Source organism: Nocardia sp. NPDC004711 (assembly GCF_053601595.1).
The window spans coordinates 98762-125634 of record NZ_JBSGCB010000005.1 but is presented as its reverse complement, the minus strand read 5'-3'; the positions used below and the strand labels follow the sequence as shown (position 1 = coordinate 125634).

The following is a 26873-nucleotide window of genomic DNA, read 5'->3' as shown; positions in this document are numbered from 1 at the left end:
CTGCACGACGACTTCGAGCACATCGACCTGCTGATCAACAACGCGGGCACGCTCAACCCGTAGGTTCGGTGAGTGTCGGCGGTGTCAGACTTCGAGTCCGAGCACCGATGCGAGTCGTTCGGCGTCCGCTCGGACTGTCGCGCCGCCGCCCTCGACCAGATCGGGCACTGCGGAGCGGGCGAACAGTGAGAACCCGAAGGTGTCCGGCGATTCCCGATTCGCCTTCGACAACAGCGTCACGGTGGCGAGGGGTTCATCGCGCATGTGATGTGCGCGTGCGGTTTCGGCGGTGTGGAAGCTGCGGCGAGTGGCCGAGGGCATCTTGTCCAGCTCGACGCGAGCGGCCTGTTGGATGGCGTAGCCGCTGTGCATCAAGTCGGCCTGGATAGTGATCATGTAGGCGTCAACCATGGCGCGAGCGAAGATCAGCCACGGGTGCACGTAATCGTCACCGAGCGCCCGCGCGGCACGGTCTGCCTCATCCCAATGACGTAGGGCGTCACCCTCGCGACCGATCTTGGTGTACGACAGCGCCATCGCTAGGTGCAGCAATCCCCACAGCGCAAGGTCCGGGCCTGCCTTGTCAGGGCTCAGTAGCGCGCACATCTGGTGGGCCAACGCGACGCGCGCCTCGTGTTCCTCGCCCGCGTCGCGGTACACGTGGTTGACATACCAAGCCGCGGCGGCCATCGCGTGCGGGTCGTCGGCATCCTGCGCAGCTGTCATGGCACGGTCGCCCGACATCAGCACCAGCGCCGCGGGCGGTTGGAACGACAGATACAGCTGGGTGAGGTGGTAGACCTGCGCGAGCAGCGCCTGAACCCTGCGACGGTCCTTGCCGTCGAGCTGTCGCACCGCAACACGCGTATCGCACAACAGATTCGGCAACAAGGTCGCCACCGCCGAGCGCTGGTGGGCCGCACCATGCCACAACACCCACGCCTGCTGCACACGCGCGGACAGCGCCTCGGGCGACAGATCGGCGTTCTCGGTGCTGGGGGTGACCGGATAGGAGGCGAGTGCTTCGGTGACCTTGGGCAGGGCTGGGTGTGTCGCTTTCGCGTAGACCGAGCGGGCCAGGGGTTGCTCGCCGGTCAGCTGGGTCAGGTCGTTGACATCGAGGATCTCGGCCAGGCGGATGAGCATGGGCAGGCGCGGCAGCTTCAGACGGCCGGTCTCGAGGGATTTGACCCAGCTGACCGAGCGGCCGGCGAGTTCGCCGAGCACGGGGCGACACCAGCAGCGACACCCGCGCCGAACTGGCCACCGTCACAGCCCAACTCGCCAAAACCCAGCAATCCGTCGACCGCTACCTGGCCGCGTTCGAGAACGGCACCCTCGAACCCGAACTCGTCGGCGGCCGATTGACCGAACTACGCTCCAAGACAACGCAACTCCTCGCCCGCCGCGATCAACTCACCGAATCGCTCGCCAACGTTCCCAGCTCACCCGCGCCCGCCACCCTGGACCGGATCGCCGACCACATCGTCGAGATCGTCACCAGCGGCAACCACACCCAATCCAAGGCGCTGATCGAAACCCTGGTCGCCCACGTCAAGATCGCCGGACCCGACCGGCTCATCCCCACCTTCCGCATCCCCCAACCCGGAAACGAGAACGGGACCGGTACCGCAGACGCGGTACCGGCCCCGATGGGATCGGTTCGTGCAATGACCCCTTTGGTGGAGCTAAGGGGACTCGAACCCCTGACCCCCACACTGCCAGTGTGGTGCGCTACCAGCTGCGCCATAGCCCCGTGTTCACTTCTCTGCCAGCGGGGCGTTGCCCTGCCTGCTTGAACGAAGTTACACGACTGGTGTCGAACAAACCAAATCGCCTGTACAGAGGCTGGCGGCGGCGATCTTCTCGATGTACTCTCGAACGCATGTTCGATAGCCGAGAGGTGGAGGCGATGGGCGACGAAGAGCTGATCGACGCGCTGCGGCGGGCACACGGGGCGGCGGCGTTCGCACAGGCGGCGGAAATCACAGCGGTGCGGGAGGTGTATCGCCGGCATCGGGCCGGGAATGCCGCGCCGGGGGCGGGCGGGGTGCGTGCCGGGGAGTTCGCCGCGGCGGAGATCGCCGTGGCGGTGCACGTATCGGAGGCGGTGGCGGCGGCCCTCATCGATATCGGGTTGGCGCTGGATTCCCTACCGCAGACCAAGCACGCCTTCGCGGCCGGGCGGATCGACCTGTCGCGGGTGCAGGTGATCGCGGACAGTCTGCGCGGCCTGCCGCACGAGGTGCGAGAAGTGCTGGAGCCCAAGCTGATCGAGGCGGCGCTGCGCTCGGATCCGGCCCGATTACGCCAGACCGCCCAGCGCTGGGTCACCCGGCTGGACCCCGAGGGCGAGACCCGCCGCCGCGAGAAGCGCGAGCAGGACCGCGATGTCCGCATTCGCGCGGTACAGGACGGCATGGCCGTATTCGACGGCCTGCTGCCCGCCGCCGGCGCCCAGGCGCTCGCCATGCGGCTACGCGAAATGAGCCTCCAGGTCTGTGAGGACGATCCCCGTACCATGTCCCAGCGCCGCACCGACGCGCTGATCGCGCTCGCCGACGGCTCCGGCCGCCTGCGCTGCGGCTGCGGCCGGGGACTCGACTGCCCCAAGGCCGACGCCCCTGCAACGCCCCGCCGCCCGCTCATCCAGGTCGGGGTCTCCGCCGAAACCCTGCTGGGTCTGCGCGACGATCCGGCCTTCCTCTCCGGCTACGGCCCCATCGACGGCGCCCTCGCTCGCACCCTTGCCGAACATGCACGTTTCCAGGTGATTCCGGAGTACTTCCCGAACGAGGCCGCCCAGGAGACGAACGCGACGGACGGAGTGGCTCCCCAGCGCGCCGAACCGGCCGATGCGCCGGGCCCCCGCACCTCGCGCAGGCCGGAGGCACGGACCGATACGGTCCGGCAGGCTCCCTGGGAACGCGCCATGACCGCTCTGGATTCGAAACCCGTGGCGGTACGAGCTTTTTCGAGCGCCCCACCCCGTGAGGTCCGCGCCGTCGATGGCCTGTGCCGCTTCCCCGGCTGCACCATGCCCGCGGCGGAAACCACTCTGGTCCAGTTCGAGCCGCATCCCTCCCGAGGCGCCACGGGCCCGAATCCGGCCTACCGCGCCGTCCTGTGCACCCATCACCATCGGCTGAAGTTACTGGCCGACAAGGGAAAACACCCCTGGCGCGTCTATCTCTCGGATACCGATCGCATGCGCTGGATCGACCCCAGTGGCGAGTCGCACGAAACCGTCCGCGAGGGTGCCCGCTACCTGTTCCCGCACACCGACATCGACGCACCCACCAGGCCACACCCCCTGCGCGTCGTTCCGGACCCCATCGAAACCGCCACGGCTGGAGCACCTTTCACCGAGGACCTGGCCTACCCGATGGAATCCCACATCCTCATCCACCCCCAGCTGTCCCGCGCCACCCCGGACAACGACATCCCCGAAACCCCCAGCCGAGCCGCATCGCGCTGACCCGCAAGATCCCCTCCCCGACCACGGAGCCGAGCCCCCAGCCCGGCTCCCTCCCCGGGGTGCGGCTCACTTCTCCGTTCCCCCGAGGGCCGCACCCCACCCATTCCGCCCGGCATGCGGTGGTGCACAAGAACATCCGAATTCCTGTGCACCACCGCATGTCCCGGCCCACCGCGGCATGCTGGTCGCATGAGCGACCACGAACCGAGCGCGGAAGCCGACCTGCGGGACCCACTGCTGCTGGAACAGCGGCGACAGCTATTGCAAGGTCGGCTGCAGACCCTCCGCGCGGACCTGGCAGACCTGACCGCCGCCTACCGCGATCTTCCCGACTCCGGCTTGCTGCTCGATACACCGGGCGCCGGAGCACTCACCACCCCGGCCTACTGCGTCGCCGGCGCCGCCGAGGTGTTCGACGAGGCCCTCATCGAACTCGATGCCGCCGAGGACGCGCTGGGCCGGGCAGCCACCTACACGGGTCGTCTGCGCAGGCCCGTCCTCGACGCCTGAAGCCTTACCGCCCAGCCTATTTCGCGGCGTCCAAGACCCAGTTCTTGTTGTTCACGTCGACCTTCTTGCCGTCGATGAACGCCGACGGGGTGGCGGCGCGATTGTTGAGGGCATCGTTGAGTGCCTTCAGCGCGGCTTCGGCGTGGGCGCGGCCGGTGTCGGCGCGGTCGCCGGAGGTGATGCACTTGGCGACGTCGTCACCGGCGCCCGCCTCCTTGGCGATGGCGGCCAGTTCCTTGTTGTCGTGGTCGGAACCGCCCTCGGCGGGCTGCTTGGTGGTGAACAGCAGCGAGTGGAACTTCGAGTAGACCGGACCGTCACCCGCCTGGGCGACGCACTCGTTGGCGGCCACCGCGCGGGTGGAGTAGTCCTTGCTGGCCGACCGCGGGTCGAGGAAGTTCACCAGGCGGTACCGCACCGCGATCTTGCCGAGGTCGACCTGCTGGGCGATCTCCTGCCCGTAGCTCTTCTCCAGCTGACCACACGCCGGGCACAGCGGATCCTCATAGATGTCAATGGTTTTCGCATTGGGCTTGCCCAGCACAATGGCTCCGTCGGAATCCAGGGCCACCGACACCGCAGGATCGTGCACCGGACCGTACCCGTCGTTGCGCACCTCGTCCCCGCCGCCGCGATTCCACAGATAGAGGGCCGCCACGATCACCGCGACCACGACAACGGCCAGCCCGGCCAGCGCGTAGGTGGTCTTGCTCGAGACCGGCCGCGGTGTGTGATTCGAAGTCGGTTTGCTCACCCGCAACACTCTGCCCGACGCCCCTGCCCGAGCAACACCCACCCCGCCCCACCAAAATCTGCGGCCGACCCGCTAGGCGGCGGTGGCTGCGGCGGGTTCTCTTCGGCGGAGGGTTTCCGGTGCCAGCAGCCAGACCGCCGATGCCGAGGCCAGCAGTGCGCCGGTCACACCCAGGGCCACGCCGTAGGAGACGCGGTCGGCGAGCATGCCGATGGCGTAGGGGCCGAGGAAGGTGCCCAGGTCGGCGGACATCTGGTAGCCCGCGAGGACCGGGCCACCTCGGGTGCCGGGGCCGATGATGTCCGCGACCGCCGCTTGCAGGGCGGGGGTGAACATGCCGGAGCCGATGCCTGCCACGCAGGAGGCGACCAGCAGCCAGGCGAGGGTCGGGGCAAGGCCGATGCCCGCGGTGCCGACGGCGCAGACCAGGGTTCCTGCGATGAGGAAGGGCTTACGGCCCACCGTGTCCGACCAGCGCCCGGACAGGAAAAGGACCGAGGCATTGCCGAGGGCGAAGGCGGTCAGGGCCACGCCCGCAAGGGCGGCGTCCTGCTTCAGGACCTCCACCACGATGAGCGGCACCAGTGCCATGCGCACACCGAAAACGGCTGCGCCATTGCCGAAGTTGGCCCACAGCGAGGCCCGGTACGCGGGCCGGGCCAGCCCTTCACGAAAGGTCATCACGGGCACGCCGTTCGATTTCTCCGGCAGGGCCAGCGGGGAATCCCGCAGCGCCACATAGACGATGAGGCTGGCGATCAGCAGCGCCACGCAGTAGATGAGGAACGGCGCCCGCAGGCCCAGGAAGGACAGCGCACCGCCGACCAGCGGCCCGCTGATCGAGCCGATCAGGAAGCTCGTCGAGTACACCCCCGAGACCCGCCCTCGTTCGGCGGGCGGCGACATCCGGATGACCAGCCCCAGCGAGGACACCGTGAACATGGTGGACCCGATCCCACCCAGTGACCGCAATACCAGCAGCTGCCAATAACTCTGGGCCAGCGCACACGCACCGGTGGACACCGCCACGATCAACAGCCCGGTCAGATAGACCGGCCGCTCCCCCAGCTTCTGCAACAACCGACCCGCCATCGGCGCGAAGATCAACCGCATCAACGCGAACGCGCTCACGATGAACGAGGCAGCGGCCACCCCCACCTCGAAACTCCGCGCGAACTGCGGCAACGCCGGCGCCACCAACCCGAACCCGATGGCGATCGTGAACGCCGACCCCACCAGCACCCAGATCTCCACCGGCAGCCGATGCCGCCCGCCCACCGGCCCCTCGACCTCACTCACCACAACGCACCGCCCACCCGGATCCGCACGGCGCACACACCAATTCATCCATTCGCCACACCTGACCGAAGGCCGCGCTATTCACCCGTGAGGGCGTGTCCGACGATCTCCTCGGCCGCGGCCTGGACCTGCGCGAGGTGCTCGGGCCCCTGGAAGGATTCGGCGTAGATCTTGTACTTGCCCTCGGTGCCCGACGGGCGGGCGGCGAACCAGGCGTTCTCGGTGGTGACCTTGACGCCGCCGAGGGCCGCGCCATTGCCACGGGCGCGGGTCTGGATGCCGGTGATGGGTTCGCCGGCGATTTCGGTCGCGGTGATCATATCGGGCGTCAACGCCGCCAGGCGGGTCTTCTGTTCCGGGGTGGCGGTGGCGTCCACGCGGGCATAGGCGGGTGAGCCGTAGCGTTTTTCGAGTTCGGTGTAGCGGGTGGACGGACTCTGCCCGGTGACGGCGGTGATCTCCGCGGCCAGCAGCGCGAGCAGGATGCCGTCCTTGTCGGTGGTCCACACGGTGCCGTCCATGCGCAGGAACGACGCGCCCGCGGATTCCTCGCCGCCGAAAGCCAGGCTGCCGCTGAACAATCCGGGCACGAACCACTTGAACCCGACCGGCACCTCGTAGACGTCGCGGCCGAACACGCCGACCACCCGATCGATCATGGAAGACGTCACCACCGTCTTGCCGATCTTGGTGAGCGCGTCCCACCCCATCCGATTGGCGATCATGTACTCGATCGCCACCGCCAGGTAGTGGTTCGGATTCATCAGTCCCGCATCGGGAGTCACGATCCCGTGCCGGTCCGCGTCCGCGTCGTTGCCGGTGGAAATGTCGTAATCGTCGCGAATCGCTACCAGCGACGCCATGGCGTACCGCGACGAGGGATCCATCCGGATCCGCCCGTCGGAGTCCAGCGTCATGAACCGCCAGGTCGGATCGACGAACGGATTCACCACCTCGAGTTCGAGGTCGTACCGCTGCCCGATCTCCTCCCAGTAGTCCACCGAGGCCCCGCCCATGGGGTCCGCGCCCAGCCGAATCCCGGCGCCCCGAATGGCGTCCAGGTTCAGCACATTGGGTAGGTCCGAGATGTAGCGGTCCAGGTAGTCGTAGCGCTCCACCTTGGTGGCCAGCGCCTGCGCCAGCGAGGTGCGCTTGACGTCGGCCAGCCCGGTGCGCAGCAGCTCGTTGGCGCGCGCGGCGATGGCATCGGTGGCGATGGTGTCGGCGGGACCGCCGTGCGGCGGGTTGTATTTGAACCCGCCGTCGCGCGGCGGATTGTGCGAGGGCGTCACCACGATGCCGTCGGCCTGGTGCCGGGTCCCGCCCCGATTGTGCCGCAGCACGGCGTGACTCAAAGCCGGTGTGGGCGTGTACCTGTCGCGCGAGTCGATGACGGCGGTGACGTCATTGGCGGCGAGCACCTCCAGCGCAGTGGTCCAGGCGGGCTCGGACAGCGCGTGCGTATCCCGTGCCAGATACACCGGCCCGGTGATGCCGCGCGAGGCACGGTATTCCACGATCGCCTGGGTGATGGCCAGAATGTGCGCCTCGTTGAAGGCACAGTCCAGGCTCGACCCGCGATGCCCGGAGGTGCCGAAGGACACCAGCTGCGCGGGATCCGACGGATCCGGAATCCGGCTGTAGTAGGCCGTCACCAAGTGCGCGATGTCCTCGAGGTCCGTGGCCCGGGCCGGTCGTCCGGCTCGATCGTGGGCCATGCTCGCACCCCCCTTCCGTATCGCCTGCGCCCGGCTGGTCATGAGCATCACGGCCACACCCACTGCCCGAGTAAGGCACCGAGGTAGGCCGCGGCCAGACTTGCGCCGACGCCGATCACGACGTTCGCCACCGCATAGCTGTAAGCGCCCTCCTCGGCCAATCGAACCGTTTCGTACCCGAACGTACTGAACGTGGTCAGCGCGCCGCAGAACCCCGTTCCCACGGCAGCCAGGAGCCAATGATTTGCTCCCGCACCGATCAACGCGCCCAGCACGGCCGAACCGCCCATGTTCACCGCCAGTGTGCCCAGGGGGAGAACACTATCGAATCGATAGGCCACCGCGCGATCCACCAGATACCGGACGGGCGCCCCGAAGAGCGCGCCGAGGATCACCAGCAGCCCTGTCACCGCCGCACTCCGGCGAGCACTTCGACCGGCGAAAGCGCCACCGTCACCGAATCCAGCAGGTCCGCATTGCTTTCCACGAACGCCCGCAGCCGTGCGGTGTCGTCGATGATCATCACCATCACCGGCAACCGCTCGGCCAGATCGAGCAGCCGGGCGGTGTGGATATGGGAGGACACCCCATAACCCTCGACGCCGCGCCACACACTGGCCCCGGCCAGTCCGGCATCCCGGGCACGCCGCACGATCTCGTGATAGCGGGGCCGGTGTCGATAGGTGTCGTCCTCGCCGAGCAGCACCGTCAGCCGAGACGCGGGTACCCACTGCCGAACCATGTCACTCATCGCCTGCCCCCAATCGTCGTGCCGTCTCCGATACCCATCGTGTCGCACTCACGCCCAGCACGACCGAAATCAGTCCTGTCGCCACCGTTCCCCCGAGGTAGGCCAGTCCGGCGCCGACCCGGCCCGATTCGAGCAGTGTACGAACTTCCACCGCGTAGGTGGACATGGTGGTGAATCCGCCGAGAATCCCGACCCCGAGAAAGGGCCGCAACAGCCGGTGCGCCACCCAGATCTCGGTGATACACACCATCAGTACCCCGATGAGGAAGCAACCGATCACGTTGACCGCCAAGGTCTGCCACGGAATCGAGCCGTGGTGCGGCACCCACAGGCTCATGGCGTAGCGCGCTTCCGCGCCGATCGCGCCACCGAGGGCGATGACGCCGAGCAGGGCGGCGTCCACGTCCGCGACTCTCGCTGCCACCGCCCCTCCTCTCCAATTAGCTAAATCGTTGCTGTTCGGCGTGTTGATGAACCCGAACAGCAGCCCGGAACTGCGAGGATAGTGCCGCTTGCCCGGAGTTGTCCCATCGGCCTCGAGGAGTCAAGTTGGCGGTGCGGCAGTCGATCAGAAAGTTGCTGGTCCAAGGGTTCGGAATCGCCACGGTACTGGTGGCCGCCATGGCTGCCACCCCCGCGGCCCAGGCCGGGGCGATTTATCCGGTTTCCGACCCGGACGGGTTCTACTACGCGTCAGGGAATCTCGCCGCCGCCCATAACGGTGACGTCCTCGATTCCCGCCTGGTGCCCAACCATCCCTGGCCCGGAGCGACGGTGTGGCAGCTGAAGTTCCGTTCCACGAACTCCACCGGCGTGCCCATCGCCGCGGTGACCACCCTCATCACCCCGGGTCCCGGCCCGCGACCGCTGGTGTCGTATCAGCCGTTCGTGAATTCCCTGGGCATGCAATGCGCGCCGTCGCACGCCCTGTTCAACGGCGGCGTGCGGGAGGCTGCCGCCTTCCCGCTGCTGCTGGCGCGCGGCTGGGCGATCGCCGTGCCCGATCACCTCGGCCCCGACAGCGCCTACGGCGCGGCCCGCATGGGCGGGCAGATCACCCTCGACGGCATTCGCGCCGTCGAGCGTTTCGCCCCGGCGGGACTGGGTGATTCGCCGGTCGGCCTGGCCGGTTACTCCGGCGGTGCGATGGCCACCGGTTTCGCGGCCGCCATCGCCCCCGACTACGCGCCCGAGCTGCCGATCGTCGGCGTCGCGGAGGGCGGCGTGCCGGTCAATCCGGGCAAACTGGCCATCCAGGTGGGCGATACGCCCCAGCCGCTGTTCGGCCTGGGCTTCGCGGTGGCAGTAGGCATGGAGCGCGAGTACCCCGCCCAGATCCAGCTGGACAGCTCGCTCACCCCCTTCGGCTTCTGGATGCGCGACCGCATCGCCAATTCCTGTGTGGACGACATCATTACGGTCGGCGCGAACCACAGCATCGGCGACGTCTTCCACCCCGGCAAGGAGAACGACCCGGACCTGATCCACACCATGCACGCCAATGCCCTCGAGGTCGTCCCGGAGCTCATCCGCCAACCCCTCTACGAATGGCACGGCAGCAACGACCAGGTCCCCCTGGACCTCGCCCTCGAGACCGCGGACCGCTACTGTGCCGCCGGCACCCCGGTCCAGTTCGACATCATCCCCGGCGCCGACCACGGCACCGCCATGGCCGGCGCCGCCACCGCCGTGGACTACCTGTCCGACCGGTTCGCGGGCCTGGCCCCACCCTCCAACTGCCGCTGATCGCGGTAAGCCGAAAAAGAAGCGGCCCCACTCACTTTCGTGAGCGGGGCCGCTTCCATGTCCGGAACTCAGTGCGCCAGAACGGGTTCGCCCTCCGCCGGAACCGGCACCTTGTTGGGCATGATCAGACCGGTGACCACCGCGCCGACCACGAAGATCGCTGCGGCCCACCAGAAGGTGGTGGTGTAGCTCTTCACCGCGGCCTCGGCCAGCACCGCCGCGGACGGCGGCACGTGGCTCGACGCGTAATTGTTGAAAGCCGTCGAGGCCAGGGTGCTCAGCAGCGCGGTGCCGATGGAACCGCCGACCTGCTGGCTGGTGTTCACCATCGCCGAGGCGACACCGGCGTCACTGTGGTGCACGCCCGAGGTCGCGCCGCTGAAGGCCGTCGACATCGCCATACCGAGACCCAGGCCCATCAGGACCAGGCTGGGCAGGATGTGGCTCGCGTAGCCGGTGTCCACGCCGATGCGGGTCAGCAGCACCATTCCCACTGTGGCGAGCAGGAATCCGCTCACCACGGTCACCTTCGGGCCCACCCGGGGAATCAGCAGGGCTGGCACGGTGGTGGAGGCCGCCACCATGCCGGCGACCATGGGCAGGAACGCCACGCCGGTGCGGATCGGCGAGTACCCCAGCTGCTGCTGCATGTAGTAGGTCAGGAACAGGAACATGGCGAACATGCCGATGCCGATGGTGAACACCGTGACGTAGGACGCGCCGCGGGTCTTGTCCAGCACCACGCGCAGCGGCAGCAGCGGATGCGCGACCCGCTGTTCCAGCCAGGCGAACACGCCGAGCAGCAGCACGCCGCCGATCAGGAAGGACAGCGTCAGGCCATTGGTCCAGCCGTCCGACTCGGCGTGCGAGAAGCCGTAGACGATAGCGAACAGCGCGGCGGTCACCGCCAGGGTGCCGGGCAGGTCCAGCTTGGGCCGCTCGGTGGCGGTGTGCCCGGCCAGCAGCAGTACCGCGCCGACCAGCGCGATGGCCGCGAACACCAGGTTCACGTACATCACCCAGCGCCACGAGGCCCACTCGGTGAGCGCGCCGCCCAGCAGCAGGCCCAGCGCGCCGCCGGCGCCGGCGATGGCGCCGAAGATGCCGAAAGCCTTTGCGCGCTCGGCGGGTTCGGTGAAGGTGACGGTCAGCAGCGAGAGCGCGGCGGGCGCGAGCAGCGCGGCGAACACGCCCTGCGCGACGCGGGAGCCGACCAGCACCTCGAAGTTGCCGGCCGCGCCGCCGACGGCCGAGGCGACCGCGAAGCCGACCAGGCCGGTGATGAAGGTGGTACGCCGTCCGAACAGATCGGAGAGCCGTCCACCCAGCAGCAGGAGGCTGCCGAAGGCGAGCGCGTAGCCGGTGATGACCCACTGCCGATCGCCATTGGAGAAGCCCAGATCGGCCTGCGCGTGCGGCAGCGCGATATTCACGACGGTCGCGTCCAGCACGACCATCAGCTGGGCGACGCCGAGCACGGCGAGCACCCACCAGCGCAGCGCGTGCGATCCGCGCCGCGGCGCGGCGGCCGGTGCCGCGACCTCTTTCTCGAGAGCTGTTGTCATGGCGGTTTTCCTCGTCCCCTAGGATTAGTGGAGAACCCGTCTCCGCTTACCGGTAAAAGCTACCAGCAAAACGGAGACAGCTCCTCCAGATAATCCCGATTGCTGTTAGGATCAGGGTGTGAATCACGTCACCACCGCGCCCCCACCTCGGCGTCTGCGCGCGGACGCTGCCCGCAATCAGCAGCGCATCATCGCGGCCGCCCGCGAGCTGTTCGCCGATCGCGGGCTGGAGGTCACCCTCGACGATGTAGCCGAGCGCGCCGGGGTCGGCGTCGGCACCGTCTACCGCCGCTTCGCCAACAAACAGGAGCTCATCTCCGAGGTCTTCGACCAGATGGTCACCGAACTCGCCGGGGCCGTGGATGTGGCACTGCACCATCCGGACCCCTGGGAGGGCCTGGTCGACCTGTTCGAGTACTCGTGCCGGCACGTCGCGGTCAACCGCGGCTTCGGCGAGGTCATCCTCGAATTGCACGACAGCATGGATCGCTTCTGCGCCATGAAGGATCACATCCGGCCCGGCATGCAGGCGGTCATCCAGCGCGCCAGGGACGCGGGCGCGCTGCAGCCCGATATCGAGGCGGGCGACTTCTTCGCCATGGTGAACATGGTCGACGGCATTGCCGGATTCGCCCGGCCGGTCAATCCCCAGGTCTGGGAGCGCTATATGGCACTGATCCTCAATGGCGTGCGCGGCGACGGCGTGCCCCGCCTGGCGCTGGCGCAGCCGCCGCTCACCGAGGACGAGGTGGAGCGGGCCAAGGCCGCGGCGTATACCCCGCGCAAACGGTAGCGCGCATCACACTCGCGGTTTAAAGTTGGTCGCATGACCAATTCTTGGGCGAACTGGGCCGGGGATCAGAGCTGTACCCCGGCGGCCATCGCCGAACCGAGCTCGCCCGAGGACGTCGCGGCAGTACTCGCACAGGCCGAAGCGAACGGGCACACCGTCCGGGTCGCCGGATCGGGACACTCCTTCACCGAGACCGTGCTCACCGACGGCACACTCCTGCGCCTGAACAAGCTGGACCGGATCCTGAACGTGGACCGCGAATCCGGGCTGGTCCGGGCGGAAGCCGGCATCACGCTCAATGCCGCCAGCAATGCGCTGCACCCGCTGGGTCTGGCCTTCCCCAATCTCGGCGACATCGACGTGCAGTCCATTGCCGGCGCCACCGCGACCGGCACCCACGGAACCGGATCCAAGCTGCAGAACCTCTCGGCCGCACTGCATTCCGTCGAGCTCATGCTCGCCGACGGCAGCCGGGTCGAACTCAACGAGCAGACCGACCCCGACGGCTGGCGCGCCGCCCGCGTGAACGTGGGCGCGCTGGGCGTGGTCACCGCCGTGACCCTGCAGATGGTGCCGTCCTTCGTCCTCGAGGGCATCGAACGGCCGGTCCCGGTCGAGGAGGTACTGGCCGATCTCGACGGCTACGTCGAGGGCAACGAGCACTTCGAGTTCTACATGTTCGCGCACAGCCCGCTGGCAATGACCAAGCGCAACAACCGGGTCGAGCTGCCCGAGCAACCGCGCGGCAGAGCCGTGGACTGGTTCTCCGACATCCTCATGACCAACTACACCTTCGACGCGCTGTGCCGGCTCACCCGCCGCCGCCCGAACCTGATCCCGCTGGTCCAGCGCAGCGCCGCCTACGCGGGCAGCTACCGCCGCCAGGTCGAGCGCTCCTACCGGGTCTTCGCCAGCCCCCGGCTGTTCCGCTTCACCGAGATGGAATACGCACTGCCACGCGAGCATTCGGCCGACGCCATCCGCGAGATCAAGGAGGTGGCCAAGCATTTCGACACCCCGATGCCGATCGAGGTGCGCTGGGTCGCCCCCGACGACGCCTTCCTCTCCCCCGCCGGCGGCCGCGAGACCTGCTACATCGCCGTGCACCAGTACCAGGGCATGAACTACGAGCCGTATTTCCGCGCCTGCGAACGCGTCTTCGACCGATACAACGGCCGCCCGCACTGGGGCAAGCGGCACTTCCAGACCGCCGAGACCCTGCGCGAGCGCTACCCGGACTGGGACAAGTTCGCCGAGGTCCGCCGCCGCTTCGACCCGAAGGGGCGCTTCACGAACGAGTACATCGAGCGTGTCCTGGGTGCCGTGCTCTGAAGTGCCGGCCACCGCGCACCGAAAAGAGTGCCGATGGCGCACCGAAAGAGGACTACTATCGATTGCTGAAAGATCGCTGTAACTGCCCGAGCGTGACCGACGTAGGGAGGGTTCCGATGCCTGAGTGGCGGATCGAAGTAGGGAACCACGACGATGCCCACTGATGACGACTCCGATGACAAGGTCGAACGCCTGACCGACGACCTGCGCACCACCGCCGACGATCTGACCACCGACCTCGGGGTCACCGCCTCCGACCTGAGAGAGCGAGCCGAATCAGCGGCGGGAGCGCTGGCCGAGCGGGCCAGCGGCGCCGCCGCCGAACTGGCCGACCGGGCACAGAGCGCGGCCGCCGATCTCGCCGATATGGCGAAGGCCTTCGCCGACAAGATCACTCCCGAGGATCTCCAGAGCACTCTGGAATCGGTGCGCGCCAACCTCGACCACGCCGCCCAGGACGTGCTCGCCGCGGTCAACGAGATCGTCACCACCCTCAAGAACAGGGCCGGCGGAAAGTAGTCCACACCCAACCCCGGTTCCGGGCCACACGGCCCGGAACCGGGGTTGTTCGCTTTCGTCCGGCCGCTTCGCTCGTACCAGACGACCCCATCGGGTTGCCGATTGTGTGCCAGCCCCCGACCGACCGTCCGGAGTGATGCACGTCAAGGGGGCTGTGCCAGGTGCGCGCCGCACCGCGACCAGCCCTTAAACTCCCATCCAGAAGATAACGAAAACGTCTCGGATTGGATTAAGCGCGCACCATGCTCAAGGGCTTCAAAGACTTCCTGATGAGGGGCAATGTCATCGATCTCGCGGTCGCCGTGGTCATGGGCACGGCCTTCACCGCCATCGTGACCTCGGTGACCAAGGGTGTGATCGAGCCGCTGCTGGCCACCCTCGGCGGCAACAAGGAATACGGTCTGGGCTTCCAGCTCCTGTCCGACAAGCCGTCCACCTTCGTCGCCCTCGGTCCGATCATCAGCGCCGGCATCAACTTCCTGTGCGTGGCCGCGGTCCTCTATTTCGTGCTCATCCTCCCGATGAAGACCATCAAGAACCGGCTCAGCAAGCCCACCGCGGTGAAGGCCGATCCCACCGAACTGGAGCTCCTCACCGAGATCCGCGACCTGCTGGCGAAGCAGAACGCGAACAAGTGAGCCGCGCACCCCGGGTAGTCTTAGCCAGGTTGTTGCCAGCAGCTTGACCTATGCCTAGCCGAGGAGGCGGAAGACGTGGGCCGCATCCCACCCCGGGAACAGTCGGACGATCTGGCGAACCGGGTGGCGCCCGCGCCGGCGAGCCGGTGGGCCATGCTCGCCGTGCTGTGCGCGAGCCTGCTGCTGGTGGCGATGGACGCGACCATCCTCAATGTCGCGTTGCCGTCGCTCATCGATCACATGGCGCCCACTCCGATGGAACAGCTCTGGATCGTCGACCTGTACGGCCTGGTGCTGGGCGGCCTGCTCATCACCTGCGGCGCGATCGGCGACCGCCACGGCCGCAAGCGGCTGTTCCTGTCCGGCTTCGTGCTTTTCGGCCTGGCCTCGGTGGTGGCGGCGACCGCCCACGCGCCCGCGCAGCTCATCGCGGGCCGCGCGCTGCTGGGCGTCGGCGGGGCCATGGTGATGCCGTCCACCCTCTCGCTGATCCGCAATATCTTCTCCGATGACCGGGAACGCACACTGGCCATCGGCATCTGGGCCTCGGTGGCCGGTGCGGGCGCGGCCATCGGCCCGCTGGTCGGCGGCCACCTGGTCGAGGCGTTCGGGTGGTCGGCGGCCTTCTGGCTCAACGTGCCGGTGGTGATCATCACGGTGGTCGCCGGACTGTGGCTGCTGCCGGAATACCGAGCGCCGCAGCACGGCAGCCTGGACTGGGCGAGCGCGGCGTTGTCGGTGCTGGGCGTCGTGGCGCTGGCGTGGGGGATCAAGCATGTGGCCAAGGGCAATCCGGCCCCGACCGATCTGGTGCTCATGGCCGCCTCGGTGATCCTGCTGGGGCTGTTCGCCTATCGGCAGCTGAAGTCGCCGGATCCGCTGCTGGATGTGCGGCTGTTCCGCAATCGCGCCTTCACCGCGGCGGCGCTGGCCACCCTGCTGGCCATGCTGGCCATCGGTGCGGCACTGTTCCTGATCTCGTTGTGGCTGCAATACATTCACGGCTACTCGCCCTCCCAGGCGGGCATGCGCACGCTGCCCGCGGCGCTGGCCACCCTGTTCGGCTCGCTGTCCACCCCGTGGCTCATGCAGCACGTGAGCGTGCGCGCGCTGATGGGCGTCGCGCTGGGCGCGCTGGCCGGGGGTTTCGCGGTGCTGGCGGCAGTGCCGGACACCACCTATCCGATTGTCGCGCTGGTCCTGGTGTGCCTGGGCATCGGTGACGGCATCGCCATCACCACCGCGGCCGCGGTGCTGGTATCGGCGGTGCCGGCCGAGCGCGCCGGGCAGGCGGGCGCGGTCGAGGAGACCAACTACGAGCTGGGGATCGGCCTGGGCGTCGCACTGCTGGGCAGCATTCACGGTCGTCTGTTCACCGGCCACATGTCTGGATTGCCGCTGCAGGGCGACGATCTGGCCGAGGCGCGCGGCTCGGTGGGCGGCGCGGCCCATATCGCCGAGAAGATCGGCGGGCCCACCGGTGACGAGGTGCTGCGCATCGCCCAGCACGCCTACGATGCCGCGCTCACCACCACCTCCTGGATCTCGACCGCCATGGTGGGCACGGTCGCGGTGCTCACCGTGATCCTGGTCCCGCGCGGCTTCAAGGCCACCGCCGCGCACTGATCGGCACGCCGTATCCGAGCCCGACCGAATCGCGGTACAGATCCACCGCGCCCAGCCGAATCGTGCCCAGCCGCAAGGGCACTGCGAACAGGGAACCCGACATCGGCTCCCCCGAGAGCGCCTCGGCGAACCCGGGCCAGTGCTCGCAGTCGGCGCTCAGATCGGTGATCACCACCGGCACCCCGTCGGCCACCGCCGAGACCGCGGGCCCCTCCCCCGCCGTGGCCTGCGCCCGCTCCACCCGCTCGGCGAATCCGTCACTGGCACACCAGGGTTGCATGCCGGCGTCGCGTTCCTCGAGCACGATGGCCGCCCGCCGGACCGGCAGCACCCGCACACACGCGGTGCACACCGCCCGCAGACCGCCGCCGGCATCACGCACGGCGCGCAGGAACTGTCCCGTCAGCTGATCGAACTGCGACGAAGCCATCACCATCGAACCGCCCCACAATCATCGCCCGGCGATGAGTAATTCGGTGCCCGGGGCCAGTATCGCCGTCACAGCTCGACAACGAACAGGGCCGAAAGTCACTGTGGCGGACGATGGTCAGGGCTGATAGGCCACGCCGAGCCGGGACAGGCCGCGCAGGTCGTAGGTGTGGGTGGCGACCGCGCCCAGCAGCAGACCCACGGTCAGGCCGAACACCGTCATCCAGATCCCGGTGCTCAGACCCGCCTCCAGGTGCCCGTCGAAGAACAGGATGGCGCGCACCGACAGGTAGATCTGGTGCATGGGCTCGAAGCTGGACAGCGCCGCGATCCAGCGCGGAATCGCCTCCACCGGAATCGAACCCGAGGAGGACGGCAGGCCCAGCACCACGAAGACGATCATGTTGATCAGCAGCCCGGCGGTGCCGAAGGCCGCCAGCACCGACAGCCCGGTCACCCCCACCGCGATGATGGCCAGCGTGCCGTAGAGGAACAGCGGCAGCGGCTGGTCGATCGGCATACCGAAGATCCTGGCGATGCCCATGAACATGCCGGAGAGGACCGGCGCGGTGATGACGGTGATGGCCCACTTCACCAGCAGGGTGCGCCAGCGGCTGATGGACGCCGGCTCCGGCGCGCGGAACCACGGGCCGTATTCGGCCGGCGCATAGCCGAGCACGTTGTCGATCATGGAGTGGATGATCATGGCGCCGCTGAAGCCCGCGAACAGCAGCACGAGGGTGTAGAAGAAGGCCGACAGGCCCTGGCCGGTGCCCGCGGGCAGCGGCCGGTACGGACTGACCACGACGTCGATGGGCTTGGCCAGCTGCAGCCGTGCCGCGCCGGACAATTCGGTTGCGGGAGCGCCCGCCTTGGGCGCCAGCTTGGCCTTCACCTGATCGGTGAGCTGCGTACCGACGGTCGTATCGACCTGTGCCATGGCGCGATCGGTGATGCGCTGCATGATCGAGGACGCGTAGGTGCCCGCACGCGGATTGGTCTGCACGGTGATGACCGGGCGCTCCACGTCGCCGGGGACCACCGAGGCCGCCGCCAGGATGGACAGCCGCTTGGTGAAGTCGCTCGGAATGATGATGGCGCCGTAGATCTGGCCGTTGCTCAGCTGCTGGCGGGCGTCATTGATGCCGACCAACCGCAGATCGATCTTGTCCTGCGGAATCTGCTCGGTCAGCGCACCGGTGATCTGGTTGCCGACATTGAGGGTCTTGCCGTCCATGACGTCGCCCACATCCTGATTGACCAGGGCGACCGGGAAGTCGTGCAGGTTCTTCTCCGGGTCGGAGGTGTAGCCGAGGTACATGGTGCCGATCAGCGCCGCGAGCAGCGTGAGCACCAGCATCGGGCCGATCCAGCCGCGCAGCGGCACGGCCCACCGGGCCGGGGTCGCCGCCGGGGTCACCGTGGTCTCCGGGCCGGTCTGGGAGGCACTGTCATTCGCCATGCGACGAATGTAGGCAGCGACAACAAAGTAGTCAACGCCAACATCCCCGAGTGTGTCCGATATCCTGCTCTCACCATGAGCATCGCCAAGCGCAAAGCCCGCGAGGTGGTGGAGCGCGCGCGGTCGTACCACCACGGGGACCTGCGCGCCGAACTACTCCGGCGCGCCGAGGAGACCCTGCGCGGCGCGGGTGTCGACGGCCTGTCGCTGCGGCAGCTCGCCCGCGACACCGGCGTCAGCCACGCCGCGCCCAGCCGGCACTTCCGCGACAAACAGGCACTGCTGGACGCGCTGACGGTAGCCGGATTCGAGCGGCTCGGAGCCGGATTCGAGAAGGCCGCCGCGACCGGCGCCTTCCTCGAGCGCCTGCGCGCCATGGCCCACACCTACCTGCGCTTCGCCATCGACAATCCGGCGCTGCTGGCACTCATGTTCGCGCGCAAGAACAGTCCGACGCCGGCCATCGGCGAGGCCGCCGCGCGCGCGTTCACCGTGCCCATCGAAATGGTCACCGATGCGCAGGCGAGCGGCGAGGTGGTGCCCGGCGACGCCCGGCGCATCTGCCTGTCGGCGGTCGCCGCGCTGCACGGACTGGCCGCCATCATGGGGTCGGGCCTGGTCGACGCCGAGGAGGCCGACGGTCTCTTCGACGAGATGGTCACCCACATGATGAACGGTTTGCGTCCGCGACGCTGACGCCGCGTCCCGCGAACCGGCTGCGGAATTCCGCGAACCGGAATCCGTGGACCCGCACCCGTAACCTTTCAGGCGTGACGATCGAGAAACGACAGTGACGATCGAAGGCAGGCAGTACGGCGGACGCGCCGTGACCGAACGAAAAGCCGAGCGCCGGCAGCGCTTTCTCGACGCGGCCATCCAGATTTTCGGTGAGCGCGGCTACGCCAACTGTTCGCTGGCCGATGTGTGCGCGGCCGCCGGACTGTCCAAACGCCAGTTCTACGAGGAGTTCCAGACCCGCGAGGACGTGCTGGTCGCGGCATACGACCAGATCCAGGACCAGGCCGGCGCCGCGCTGGCCACGGCCCTGAGCGCCATGGGACCGAACCCGGACCCGACCGACACCGTGACGCGGGCCCTATCGGCCTTCCTCGGCTCGATCGGCGCCGACCCGCACCGCGCCAAGGTCGCCTTTGTCGAGGTCGTCGGCGTGAGCGAGCGCATGGAGCAGCACCGGCGCGATCGGCGGCACGCCTGGGTCGCCACCCTGTATCTGGCGGTGGAACCGCTGGCCGGTTCGGGCGCGCGGGTGCGCGGCGCGGGCGAGCTCGCGGGCAGCGCCCTGATCGGCGCGATCAACGGCCTGGCCCACGAGTGGCTGCTGTCCGAGCCGCGCCCGCCGGTGAGCGACCTGGTGGAAGTGCTCGTCCCCATGGCGGTTTCGCTCATCGTGCGGGATCCGGCCTAGGCAGTCACCTCACACCGAGCCGGTCACATCAGCTGCCGCATGAAGTAGGTGTACTCCAGCGCGCTGGTGTGCGCCTTCTCGTCGTTGTTCGCGCCGGACCCGTGGCCGCCCTGGGTGGCCTCGTAGAACAGGTACGGATCGCCGAATTCGGCTAGTCGGGCGGCGAACTTGCGCGCGTGCTGGGGCCCGACCCGGTCGTCCTTGGTGGTCGTCCAGATCAGCGGCTCGGGGTACTTCACGCCCTTCTTCAGCTGTGCGTACGGCGAAATGGACGCGAGGAAGGCCCGTTCGTCCGGATCGGCCACCGATCCGTACTCCCCCACCCAGGACGCGCCCGCCGCGATCTGCTCGTAGCGGACCATGTCCAGCAGTGGAACCTGGATGTCCACCGCACTCCACAGGTCGGGATGCTGCGTGAATTCGACACCCATGAGCAGCCCGCCATTGGACCCGCCCTGGATCCCCAGCCGCCGCGGCGAGGTGATCTTGCGTGCGACGAGATCGTCGGCCACGGCCGCGAAGTCGTCGAAGGCCTTCTGCCGGTGGGTCTTGAGAGCCGCGTCGTGCCAGGCGGGCCCGTATTCGCCGCCGCCGCGGATGTTCGCGATGACATACGCGCCACCGTGTTCCAGCCACGACTTGCCGAGCAGCCCGTTGTAGCCCGGCGTGGAGGAGGAGGCGAAGCCGCCGTACCCCCACAGGATCGTCGGGGTGCTGCCGTCGTAGGGCAGCGTGGCCGGATGCACGATGAAATAGGGCACCTTGGTCCCGTCGGGCGAGGTGGCCTTCAGTTGCTCCACCACGAACCCGGACGAATCGAACCGTGCCGGTGCGGCTTTCACCTGGTTCAGCCGTCCGGTCGCGGTGTCCAGGCTCCAGATGGTGGCCGGGGTGAGCATCGAGGTGACCGAGAGGTAGGCCGTCTCGCCCTGGGAATCGGCGTCCACGCCGGAGACGGTCGCATTGTCGGGCAGGGGAACCGGTGCGGATGTCCAGCCGCCGTCGGGCTGCGGGGTGTAGACGGTGGCGCGGCCCTTCACGTCGTAGAGCGACGTCACCACCACGTGGTCCCGGGTTGTCATGACCCCTTCGAGGGTCTCCTGCGGCCCGGGTTCGTAGACGAGGGCGGCCTTCGGCTGATCCGGGTGCGTGGTCAGGTCGTCGGCATCGAGGGACACCAGTGAGCCGGACTTGAAGGTGGCGCCGCCAGCGGTCCAATCCTGTTGCAGCGCAACCAGGACCCGATTGCCGACCATGCCCTGGAGCCCGGACTTCGGCGGCAGCCCCAGCCGCACGGGCTGCGCGCCCGCGAGCAGGCTGACCTCCGACTCGTAGAACGACGGCCGCCGCTCCACCAGGTTCATCCGCCGCCCGATCCCGTTGTCCAGCAGCACCGCCGCGGTGGCGAGCCCATCACCCTGGCTGCCGCGGGCGACCTCCACCGCCTGGTCGAGCGCCTGCCCGCGCCCCAGACGCTTCACGACGTACGGATAGCCCGAGGTGGTCTTCTCCCCCGGCTGCCATTCCCGCGACACCAGCAGCGTGTCGGTGTCCACCCAGGCGGCATACTGCTTGCCGCGGTCGAGCACGAATCCGCCGGCCACGAACGTCCCTGTCCCCAGATCGAATTCGCGCAGTGTGACGGCGTCCTCGCCACCCTCGGACAGCTCGACCAGGCATCGCCGATGGGTGACGGGGTCGCAGGACATGCCCTTCCACACCCAGTTCTTGCCCTCGTCGCGGGCCAGGGCGTCGAGATCCAGAACGGTGCGCCACTGTGGTTGCGGCGATTCGTAATCCGCGACCGTCGTCTCCCGCCAGATGCCCCGCTGATGGTCGGCGTCCTGCCAGAAGTTGCCGATCATCCCGTCGTGGAACTCCGGCACCGGCAGGCGATCGGCCGCATTCGCCAGCGCCTTCGCCTGGGCCAGATTGTCGGCGTAGCGCGGATCCTGTTCCAGCACGCCGAGGGTCTTCGTGTTCTCTGCCGCCACCCACGACTGCACGCGGGGACTGTCCAGCTCTTCGAGCCACTGATACGGGTCGCTCGCCGTGCTCGATCCCCCGCACGCGGCCAGCAGGACCACCGCCAGACCCGCCAGGGCGGCCTGGATTCCGCTCTTGCTCCACACCATGAAATCCCCCATCCCATGATCACGAGGCGACCCCGATCGGGGCGTCAGCGAGCCACCCTACCGCCGCCCACCGACAACCTGTCTGTGCCTGCTGCCGACAACCTGTCTGCGACTCCTGCCGACAACCTGTCGGTGCCGGGCGGCAAGATCACGGGCATGACCGACGAGGAGAGGCGCTGGGCCGATCCGCACGCCACCACGGCGGTGCGGAAGTTCCTGCGCCGGCATCGTCGAGCGGTGGAGACCGTGCTGACGGCGGCCCGGGTGGACGGGCTGGACGAATTCGCCGACGCCGCAGCGGAATACGTCGCCAACCCCGCCGGACCGGTCACGCCGGAGGGCGCGGCGGTGGTGTTCGCCATCGCACAGCAGGCGGCGATCGCGTACCGGACCGGGGCACAGCGGGAGCAGGAGTTCATCGACCGGTTCATCGACAGCTGGATGAACGAGCACGGGTACGCGTTCGCGGCCGCGGTCGCCGAGACACGGCGGGGCCTGCGCATCGAGGAACCGGAGCCGCGCGCGGGACGGATGACACCGTGGCTGCGGGCGACCACGCCCGGCGAGGAGCCCGAGCCCGCCGCGGAGACATTGAATCTCCGGGTGCATGCCCGGCTAGGTGCGCAACTGCCCGCTCCCGGCGGGGACACACCACACGCCCCCGCGGAGCCGAAATCGGTGACCACCGACCAGATTCGGCGGCTGGAGGCGGCCATGGTGGACGGCCGGCGATGGCGGGCCGCGGCACACCGGCGGCTGGTGCTCGAGGATCCCGCGCTCGGTCAGCTGGCCCGGCGGCTGGTGTGGGCGAGCTTCGACGGCCGCGGCACCGTGACGGGCACGTTCCGCATCGATGCCGAGGGCGGGCTCCGTGCCGTGGACGAGAGGCCCGTCGAGCTGCCGCGCGAGACGCTGGTGGGTGTGGCCCACCCGCTGCACCTCGCGGAATCCCTGGCGGCATGGCGGAATTCGTTCGCCGGCAACCGATTACGCCAGCCGTTCGAGCAGCTGGACCGGCGCACGTACACCCTCACGCCGGAGGAGGCGGAAGCGGATCGCCTGTCCCGCTTCACCGATCGCCAGGTCCGCACCGATCGGGTGTTCGGACTGCAACAGCTGGGCTGGGGGTTGTCCGGAGAGCTCCTGTATCGCCGGTTCGGCCCGACCCGGGAGGTGGCAGTCACGCTGGACCCCGGGCTCGCGGGCGGTTATCGCTACGAGCCCGAGCTCCAGCGGGTGCTGGCGGTGGAGCTGCGGGGCGGCACGTTCGGGTCGTTCGATGCCGTCACCGCCTCGGAGCTGATCCGTCAGCTGGAGCGGCTGGCGGCGTGACGTCCGGCGCGGCGGCCGAAGAAGGAGCCCGCGCCGAGCTGGGTGCCGCTGGAATAGCCCTTGCCGTCCTGGGCCAGCGTGGAGGCGGTAGCGCCCGCCGCGTAGAGCCCGGGAATCGCTGATCCGTTGTCCCGCAGCACTTCCGAGTCCGCCGAGGTGCGCAGGCCGCCGAGGGTGAAGCCCGCGTACAGCGCCTTGCCCAGGGTCAGGTCGAAGGCCGCCCACGGCCCGTGATCCTGCGGCTCGAGCCATTCGGCCGCCTTGTGGAAATCGGGATCCTCGCCGCGAGCCGCGTTCTCGTTGTATCGGTCGAGGGTGGATCGCAGTGCCTCGTACGGGATTCCGAGCGCGGTCGCCATCTCCTCGACGGTCTCCCAGCCGTCGATGAACGGCGCGAGCGGGAACATCGGACGTTCCATGTGCTCGGAGTCCACGATCAGGTAGGCCACCGCGCCGGGCTGATCGAGCACGAAGGCGGAGGTCCGCGCGTGATAGGAATCCTCGGCGACGAAGCGTTCGCCCCGCTGGTTCACCACGATTCCGGTCAGCAGCTTCGCGGGCGGATACACGGGCGCGGTGACGAAGGCCTGGTCCATCATGCGGGTCACGCCGCCCGCCGAGACGCCGAGCTGGATACCCAGCCCGTCGTCGAAGGGCGTCCCCAGCACGAAGGGTTTCTCGGTCAGCCACGGCACGTGCTCGGTCACCATGTCGGTGTTCATGACGAAGCCGCCGGCGGCGAGCACCACCGACTTCGCCCGCACCGCACCGGTGCTGCCGAGGTGCTTCCAGCTCACACCGGCCACACTGCCGTCGGCCTCGGTGATCAGATTGGTCACGCCGGTCTCGTACCGCACCTCGACACCGAGCGCGGCGGCCCGCTTCACCAGCAGCTCGATGATCATGGCCGCGCCCTGGGTGTCGCCGGGCACCGGAACCTTGTGCCCGCGCGGCGCGGGCGTCGCCTGATCCCGGTAGGGCCAGACCTTTTCGTTGCCGGTGTACATCAGCCCCTGGGTGCCGGGCTGGATGACCGCCTTCTCCGGGTAGTAGCTGCGCTCGAATTCGAAGCCCAGGCTCTCCAGCCAGTCGAAGTGCTCGACGCTGCCGTCGCAGTAGGCGCGGATCTTGTCGGGTTCGGGATCGCGCGCCACCGACAGCAGGTACTTGTACATCTCCTCCGCCGAATCGTCGTGGCCGGTCGCCCGCTGCACGGCGGTGCCGCCGCCGAGGTAGAAGTGCCCGCCCGCCAGCGCGGTGGTGCCGCCCGCGACGCCGGCCCGCTCCAGGACCAGTACGCGGGCCCCGTTGGCGGCCGCCTCGACCGCCGCGCAGCCGCCCGCGATGCCGAATCCGGCCACGACCACGTCGACCTCGTCGGACCACTCGGTAATCGACGCCGCCGCAAGGGTTTCCGGGATCTGTGTGCTCACTGCGCATCCTTCTTGATCTGCTCGAAGAACAGCCGCATATTCGGCCCGATCTCGGCGAGTTCGATGAACGGTACGCCCGAGGCCGCACCGTCGAGGTAGGCGAAACGCATCTGCCCGCTCATGTCGCCCTGCTGCACCACCGGGATCCCCTGCGCTGCGGCATCTTTCAGGGCGGCATCGAAGTCGTCGGGCTCCAGGCAGACGTGATGCAGGCCGGGCCCGCCGCGTTCGAGGAATTCGGTGTAGATGGAGCGGCCGCGCACCGGCTGGATGAGTTCGAGCTGGGTGTCGCCGCTGTAGGACAGCGAGATGTGCGCGGTGAAATCGGCGGGTTCGCCACGGTAGACGCAGCTCTCGGGCCCGAAGTAGACCTCGGGCATGCGCATCCAGCCGCCGGCGCCCATGGTGGTCTTCAGGAACTGTTCACCGGCCGCGATGTCCTCGACCACCCAGGCGATCTGGGTGACCGGGCCGCGCGCCACACTTGTGCTGTCCACCCCGGCAGTTAATCACAATCGCTTAAATTGGCAAGGGTCACTCCTCGTCGGGATCCGGATCGGACGGCGCGGTCCACCCTTTGTTGCTGAGGCCGTAGAACGTCGAGACCAGCAGATACAGCACCAGAGCCGTGATCGGCGACAAGAATCCGACCCCGATGCACACCGCGTAGACCAGGATGCCCGGCCAGGCCCGCCAACTCTCGCGCCGCGCGTAATCCGCACCCAGACCGGGCTTCAACATCTCCGGCCGCTTCGCCAGCCGCCACCACATGGGCGCCCACGGCACGGTCATCATCACCCCGACGATCCCGTACAGCGCCACCGCCACCACGGCGTCCCGGTTGGTCCCGTGCACCACATTGTCGGCCACCACCATCGTCGGGAACGGCACCAGCGAAATGCCCAGCAGCAGCATCAGATTCCACCACCGCAGCACGTGGTCGATGCGCCGTAATCGCCCGAAGAAGGTGTGGTGGTTCATCCACACGACGCCGATCGTCATGAACGACGCCAGATAGGCCACGTACGCCGGCCAGATGTGCGCCAGCGCCTGCAGCAGGTGCCCGGGCTCGTGGTCGGGCACCCGGATATCCAAAATCAACAGGGTGATGGCAATCGCCATCACCCCGTCGCTGAACGCTTCCACCCGGGCGGTTCCGGCGAGCGTGCGATCCGGAACCGATCCGTCACTCATGGACGGAAGCGTAACCCGATTCCGTGATCGCTTCAGATCGCTTGGCCCGCTTGATGGTTCGAACCGTGATCGCCATCAGCAGCACGGTCACGCCGATCATGAGCACGCTCGACAGCCAGGCCATGGTGTGGATGGGCAGTCGGTAGGCGAGCACCACCCGCAGCACGGACTCGCCGACCAGGCCCACGCCCCACATCCCGGCGATCCGGTTGTGCACGCGGCGCACCAGCGGGTTGGTGCGGAAATTGTGCTCCATCTCCGCCAGCTTCGCCGGTGAGTTCGCGAAGGCCTTCCGGGCCGCCACGTAGGTCAGCGGCTTGCCCAGCAGTGCGCTCACCCCGAACGCCAGACCGATGACGGCGGTGGTGAGCGAGTCCCGCACGATCATCATCCGGGCGTCGCCGCTGATCAGCGAGCTGGCAATGCCGAAGACGAAGCCGGCCAGGATGAGCGCGGCCAGGGCGTCGACGCGCCGGGCCCGGATCGCCTCGACGAGGACCACGACGCCGGAGAACACCGCGCCCGCCAGCAGCGCGAGGAAATCGGAGTACCCGGCCCAGTGCAGGAGGTAGTACGCCGCGAGCGGCACCGCGATGTCACGGGCGGTGGGTGCGAGCAGGCGCAGCAGGTTCGGCCGGTCCTGCGACTGCGGCGCGGGCACTGCGGCGATGTTGTCGGCCATGGTCGGAACTCCTGTAATCGGTTTGTGCGCTACAGGAATGACGCTACGGTC

At 68.4% G+C, this 26873-nt stretch carries 26 protein-coding genes and 1 tRNA gene; 11 read left to right on the top strand and 16 right to left on the bottom strand.

All coding sequences use genetic code 11. The features are described from left to right. Positions 1-84 precede the first annotated feature (84 nt). Together ACWEKS_RS06500 and ACWEKS_RS06495 are read right to left on the bottom strand one after the other, a co-directional pair. Positions 85-1227, bottom strand: a complete 1143-nt coding sequence (locus tag ACWEKS_RS06500; protein ID WP_452339135.1) for a helix-turn-helix domain-containing protein — start codon at positions 1225-1227, stop codon at positions 85-87. A gap of 453 nt (positions 1228-1680) precedes the next feature. Beyond that, positions 1681-1756 (bottom strand) — tRNA-Ala (locus ACWEKS_RS06495). 129 nt (positions 1757-1885) lie between these two features. Between ACWEKS_RS06495 and ACWEKS_RS06490 the strand changes: the two genes are divergently transcribed. Both ACWEKS_RS06490 and ACWEKS_RS06485 read left to right on the top strand, forming a co-directional pair. Continuing rightward, positions 1886-3478 carry a DUF222 domain-containing protein gene (locus tag ACWEKS_RS06490; RefSeq protein ID WP_452339134.1) on the top strand — a complete coding sequence of 531 codons (1593 nt, stop codon included), beginning with the start codon at positions 1886-1888 and terminating at the stop codon, positions 3476-3478. 189 nt (positions 3479-3667) lie between these two features. Next, the gene (locus ACWEKS_RS06485; protein WP_452339133.1) at positions 3668-3988 is read left to right on the top strand and encodes a hypothetical protein; all 321 of its coding nucleotides are present in this window, start codon (positions 3668-3670) and stop codon (positions 3986-3988) included. Between the two features lie 16 nt (positions 3989-4004). Here the strand turns inward: ACWEKS_RS06485 and ACWEKS_RS06480 are convergent, their stop codons facing one another. The 6 genes from ACWEKS_RS06480 to crcB (ACWEKS_RS06455) all read right to left on the bottom strand — a co-directional run bounded on the left by ACWEKS_RS06480 (position 4005) and on the right by crcB (ACWEKS_RS06455) (position 8934). Next, positions 4005-4742: a DsbA family protein gene (locus ACWEKS_RS06480; protein WP_452339132.1), complete on the bottom strand. Its 738-nt coding sequence runs from the start codon at positions 4740-4742 to the stop codon at positions 4005-4007. Between the two features lie 72 nt (positions 4743-4814). Continuing rightward, entirely contained in the window at positions 4815-6041 is a 1227-nt protein-coding gene (locus ACWEKS_RS06475; protein WP_452339131.1) for an MFS transporter, read from the bottom strand. Between the two features lie 77 nt (positions 6042-6118). Further along, positions 6119-7759 carry a phosphoglucomutase (alpha-D-glucose-1,6-bisphosphate-dependent) gene (gene pgm / locus ACWEKS_RS06470; RefSeq protein ID WP_452339130.1) on the bottom strand — a complete coding sequence of 547 codons (1641 nt, stop codon included), beginning with the start codon at positions 7757-7759 and terminating at the stop codon, positions 6119-6121. 47 nt (positions 7760-7806) lie between these two features. Beyond that, positions 7807-8169, bottom strand: a complete 363-nt coding sequence (gene crcB, locus ACWEKS_RS06465) for a fluoride efflux transporter CrcB (protein ID WP_452339129.1) — start codon at positions 8167-8169, stop codon at positions 7807-7809. Next, positions 8166-8510 carry a DUF190 domain-containing protein gene (locus ACWEKS_RS06460; protein WP_452339128.1) on the bottom strand — a complete coding sequence of 115 codons (345 nt, stop codon included), beginning with the start codon at positions 8508-8510 and terminating at the stop codon, positions 8166-8168. The genes crcB (ACWEKS_RS06465) and ACWEKS_RS06460 overlap by 4 nt, the downstream gene beginning before the upstream one ends. Beyond that, complete coding sequence (gene crcB, locus ACWEKS_RS06455) at positions 8503-8934, bottom strand: fluoride efflux transporter CrcB (protein WP_452339127.1); 432 nt, start codon at positions 8932-8934, stop codon at positions 8503-8505. The genes ACWEKS_RS06460 and crcB (ACWEKS_RS06455) overlap by 8 nt, the downstream gene beginning before the upstream one ends. 131 nt (positions 8935-9065) lie before the next feature. Between crcB (ACWEKS_RS06455) and ACWEKS_RS06450 the strand changes: the two genes are divergently transcribed. Beyond that, positions 9066-10256, top strand: a complete 1191-nt coding sequence (locus ACWEKS_RS06450; protein WP_452339242.1) for a lipase family protein — start codon at positions 9066-9068, stop codon at positions 10254-10256. Between the two features lie 68 nt (positions 10257-10324). Here the strand turns inward: ACWEKS_RS06450 and ACWEKS_RS06445 are convergent, their stop codons facing one another. Then, complete coding sequence (locus ACWEKS_RS06445) at positions 10325-11821, bottom strand: MFS transporter (protein ID WP_452339126.1); 1497 nt, start codon at positions 11819-11821, stop codon at positions 10325-10327. A gap of 118 nt (positions 11822-11939) precedes the next feature. On the opposite strand from ACWEKS_RS06445, the gene ACWEKS_RS06440 reads away from it, so the two are divergent. The 5 genes from ACWEKS_RS06440 (at position 11940) to ACWEKS_RS06420 (ending at position 16729) form a co-directional block, all read left to right on the top strand. After that, positions 11940-12614 (top strand): TetR/AcrR family transcriptional regulator, encoded by a 675-nt coding sequence (locus ACWEKS_RS06440; RefSeq protein WP_379379177.1) that lies wholly within the window; start codon positions 11940-11942, stop codon positions 12612-12614. 33 nt (positions 12615-12647) lie between these two features. Continuing rightward, positions 12648-13946, top strand: coding sequence for a D-arabinono-1,4-lactone oxidase (locus ACWEKS_RS06435; protein ID WP_452339125.1), 1299 nt, complete (start codon positions 12648-12650; stop codon positions 13944-13946). Positions 13947-14099: 153 nt separating this feature from the next. After that, on the top strand, positions 14100-14465 hold the full coding sequence (locus tag ACWEKS_RS06430) for a hypothetical protein (RefSeq protein ID WP_452339124.1): 366 nt from the start codon (positions 14100-14102) through the stop codon (positions 14463-14465). A 242-nt stretch (positions 14466-14707) separates the two neighbouring features. Further along, positions 14708-15103, top strand: a complete 396-nt coding sequence (mscL, locus tag ACWEKS_RS06425; RefSeq protein WP_452339123.1) for a large conductance mechanosensitive channel protein MscL — start codon at positions 14708-14710, stop codon at positions 15101-15103. A gap of 75 nt (positions 15104-15178) precedes the next feature. Next, positions 15179-16729, top strand: coding sequence for an MFS transporter (locus ACWEKS_RS06420; RefSeq protein WP_452339122.1), 1551 nt, complete (start codon positions 15179-15181; stop codon positions 16727-16729). On the opposite strand, the gene ACWEKS_RS06415 is transcribed toward ACWEKS_RS06420, so the two are convergent. Together ACWEKS_RS06415 and ACWEKS_RS06410 are read right to left on the bottom strand one after the other, a co-directional pair. Then, positions 16707-17159: a GAF domain-containing protein gene (locus ACWEKS_RS06415; RefSeq protein WP_452339121.1), complete on the bottom strand. Its 453-nt coding sequence runs from the start codon at positions 17157-17159 to the stop codon at positions 16707-16709. The genes ACWEKS_RS06420 and ACWEKS_RS06415 overlap by 23 nt on opposite strands. 117 nt (positions 17160-17276) lie before the next feature. Beyond that, entirely contained in the window at positions 17277-18620 is a 1344-nt protein-coding gene (locus tag ACWEKS_RS06410; RefSeq protein WP_452339120.1) for a DUF3533 domain-containing protein, read from the bottom strand. A gap of 75 nt (positions 18621-18695) precedes the next feature. On the opposite strand from ACWEKS_RS06410, the gene ACWEKS_RS06405 reads away from it, so the two are divergent. Beyond that, entirely contained in the window at positions 18696-19316 is a 621-nt protein-coding gene (locus ACWEKS_RS06405; RefSeq protein ID WP_379379193.1) for a TetR/AcrR family transcriptional regulator, read from the top strand. A 130-nt stretch (positions 19317-19446) separates the two neighbouring features. After that, the gene (locus ACWEKS_RS06400) at positions 19447-20046 is read left to right on the top strand and encodes a TetR/AcrR family transcriptional regulator (RefSeq protein WP_452339119.1); all 600 of its coding nucleotides are present in this window, start codon (positions 19447-19449) and stop codon (positions 20044-20046) included. Positions 20047-20069: 23 nt separating this feature from the next. On the opposite strand, the gene ACWEKS_RS06395 is transcribed toward ACWEKS_RS06400, so the two are convergent. Further along, positions 20070-22181, bottom strand: coding sequence for a prolyl oligopeptidase family serine peptidase (locus tag ACWEKS_RS06395; protein WP_452339118.1), 2112 nt, complete (start codon positions 22179-22181; stop codon positions 20070-20072). An 84-nt stretch (positions 22182-22265) separates the two neighbouring features. On the opposite strand from ACWEKS_RS06395, the gene ACWEKS_RS06390 reads away from it, so the two are divergent. Continuing rightward, positions 22266-23513 carry a DUF4132 domain-containing protein gene (locus ACWEKS_RS06390; RefSeq protein WP_452339117.1) on the top strand — a complete coding sequence of 416 codons (1248 nt, stop codon included), beginning with the start codon at positions 22266-22268 and terminating at the stop codon, positions 23511-23513. Here ACWEKS_RS06390 and ACWEKS_RS06385 read toward each other — a convergent pair. From ACWEKS_RS06385 to ACWEKS_RS06370, 4 genes are read right to left on the bottom strand one after another with little or no spacing between them, the layout of a single operon-like run. After that, entirely contained in the window at positions 23489-24946 is a 1458-nt protein-coding gene (locus ACWEKS_RS06385; protein ID WP_452339116.1) for an FAD-binding protein, read from the bottom strand. The genes ACWEKS_RS06390 and ACWEKS_RS06385 overlap by 25 nt on opposite strands. Then, positions 24943-25443 (bottom strand): VOC family protein, encoded by a 501-nt coding sequence (locus ACWEKS_RS06380; protein WP_452339115.1) that lies wholly within the window; start codon positions 25441-25443, stop codon positions 24943-24945. The genes ACWEKS_RS06385 and ACWEKS_RS06380 overlap by 4 nt, the downstream gene beginning before the upstream one ends. 37 nt (positions 25444-25480) lie before the next feature. Then, positions 25481-26140: a TMEM175 family protein gene (locus tag ACWEKS_RS06375; protein ID WP_452339114.1), complete on the bottom strand. Its 660-nt coding sequence runs from the start codon at positions 26138-26140 to the stop codon at positions 25481-25483. Continuing rightward, entirely contained in the window at positions 26133-26822 is a 690-nt protein-coding gene (locus tag ACWEKS_RS06370; protein ID WP_452339113.1) for a VC0807 family protein, read from the bottom strand. The genes ACWEKS_RS06375 and ACWEKS_RS06370 overlap by 8 nt, the downstream gene beginning before the upstream one ends. Positions 26823-26873 lie beyond the last annotated feature (51 nt).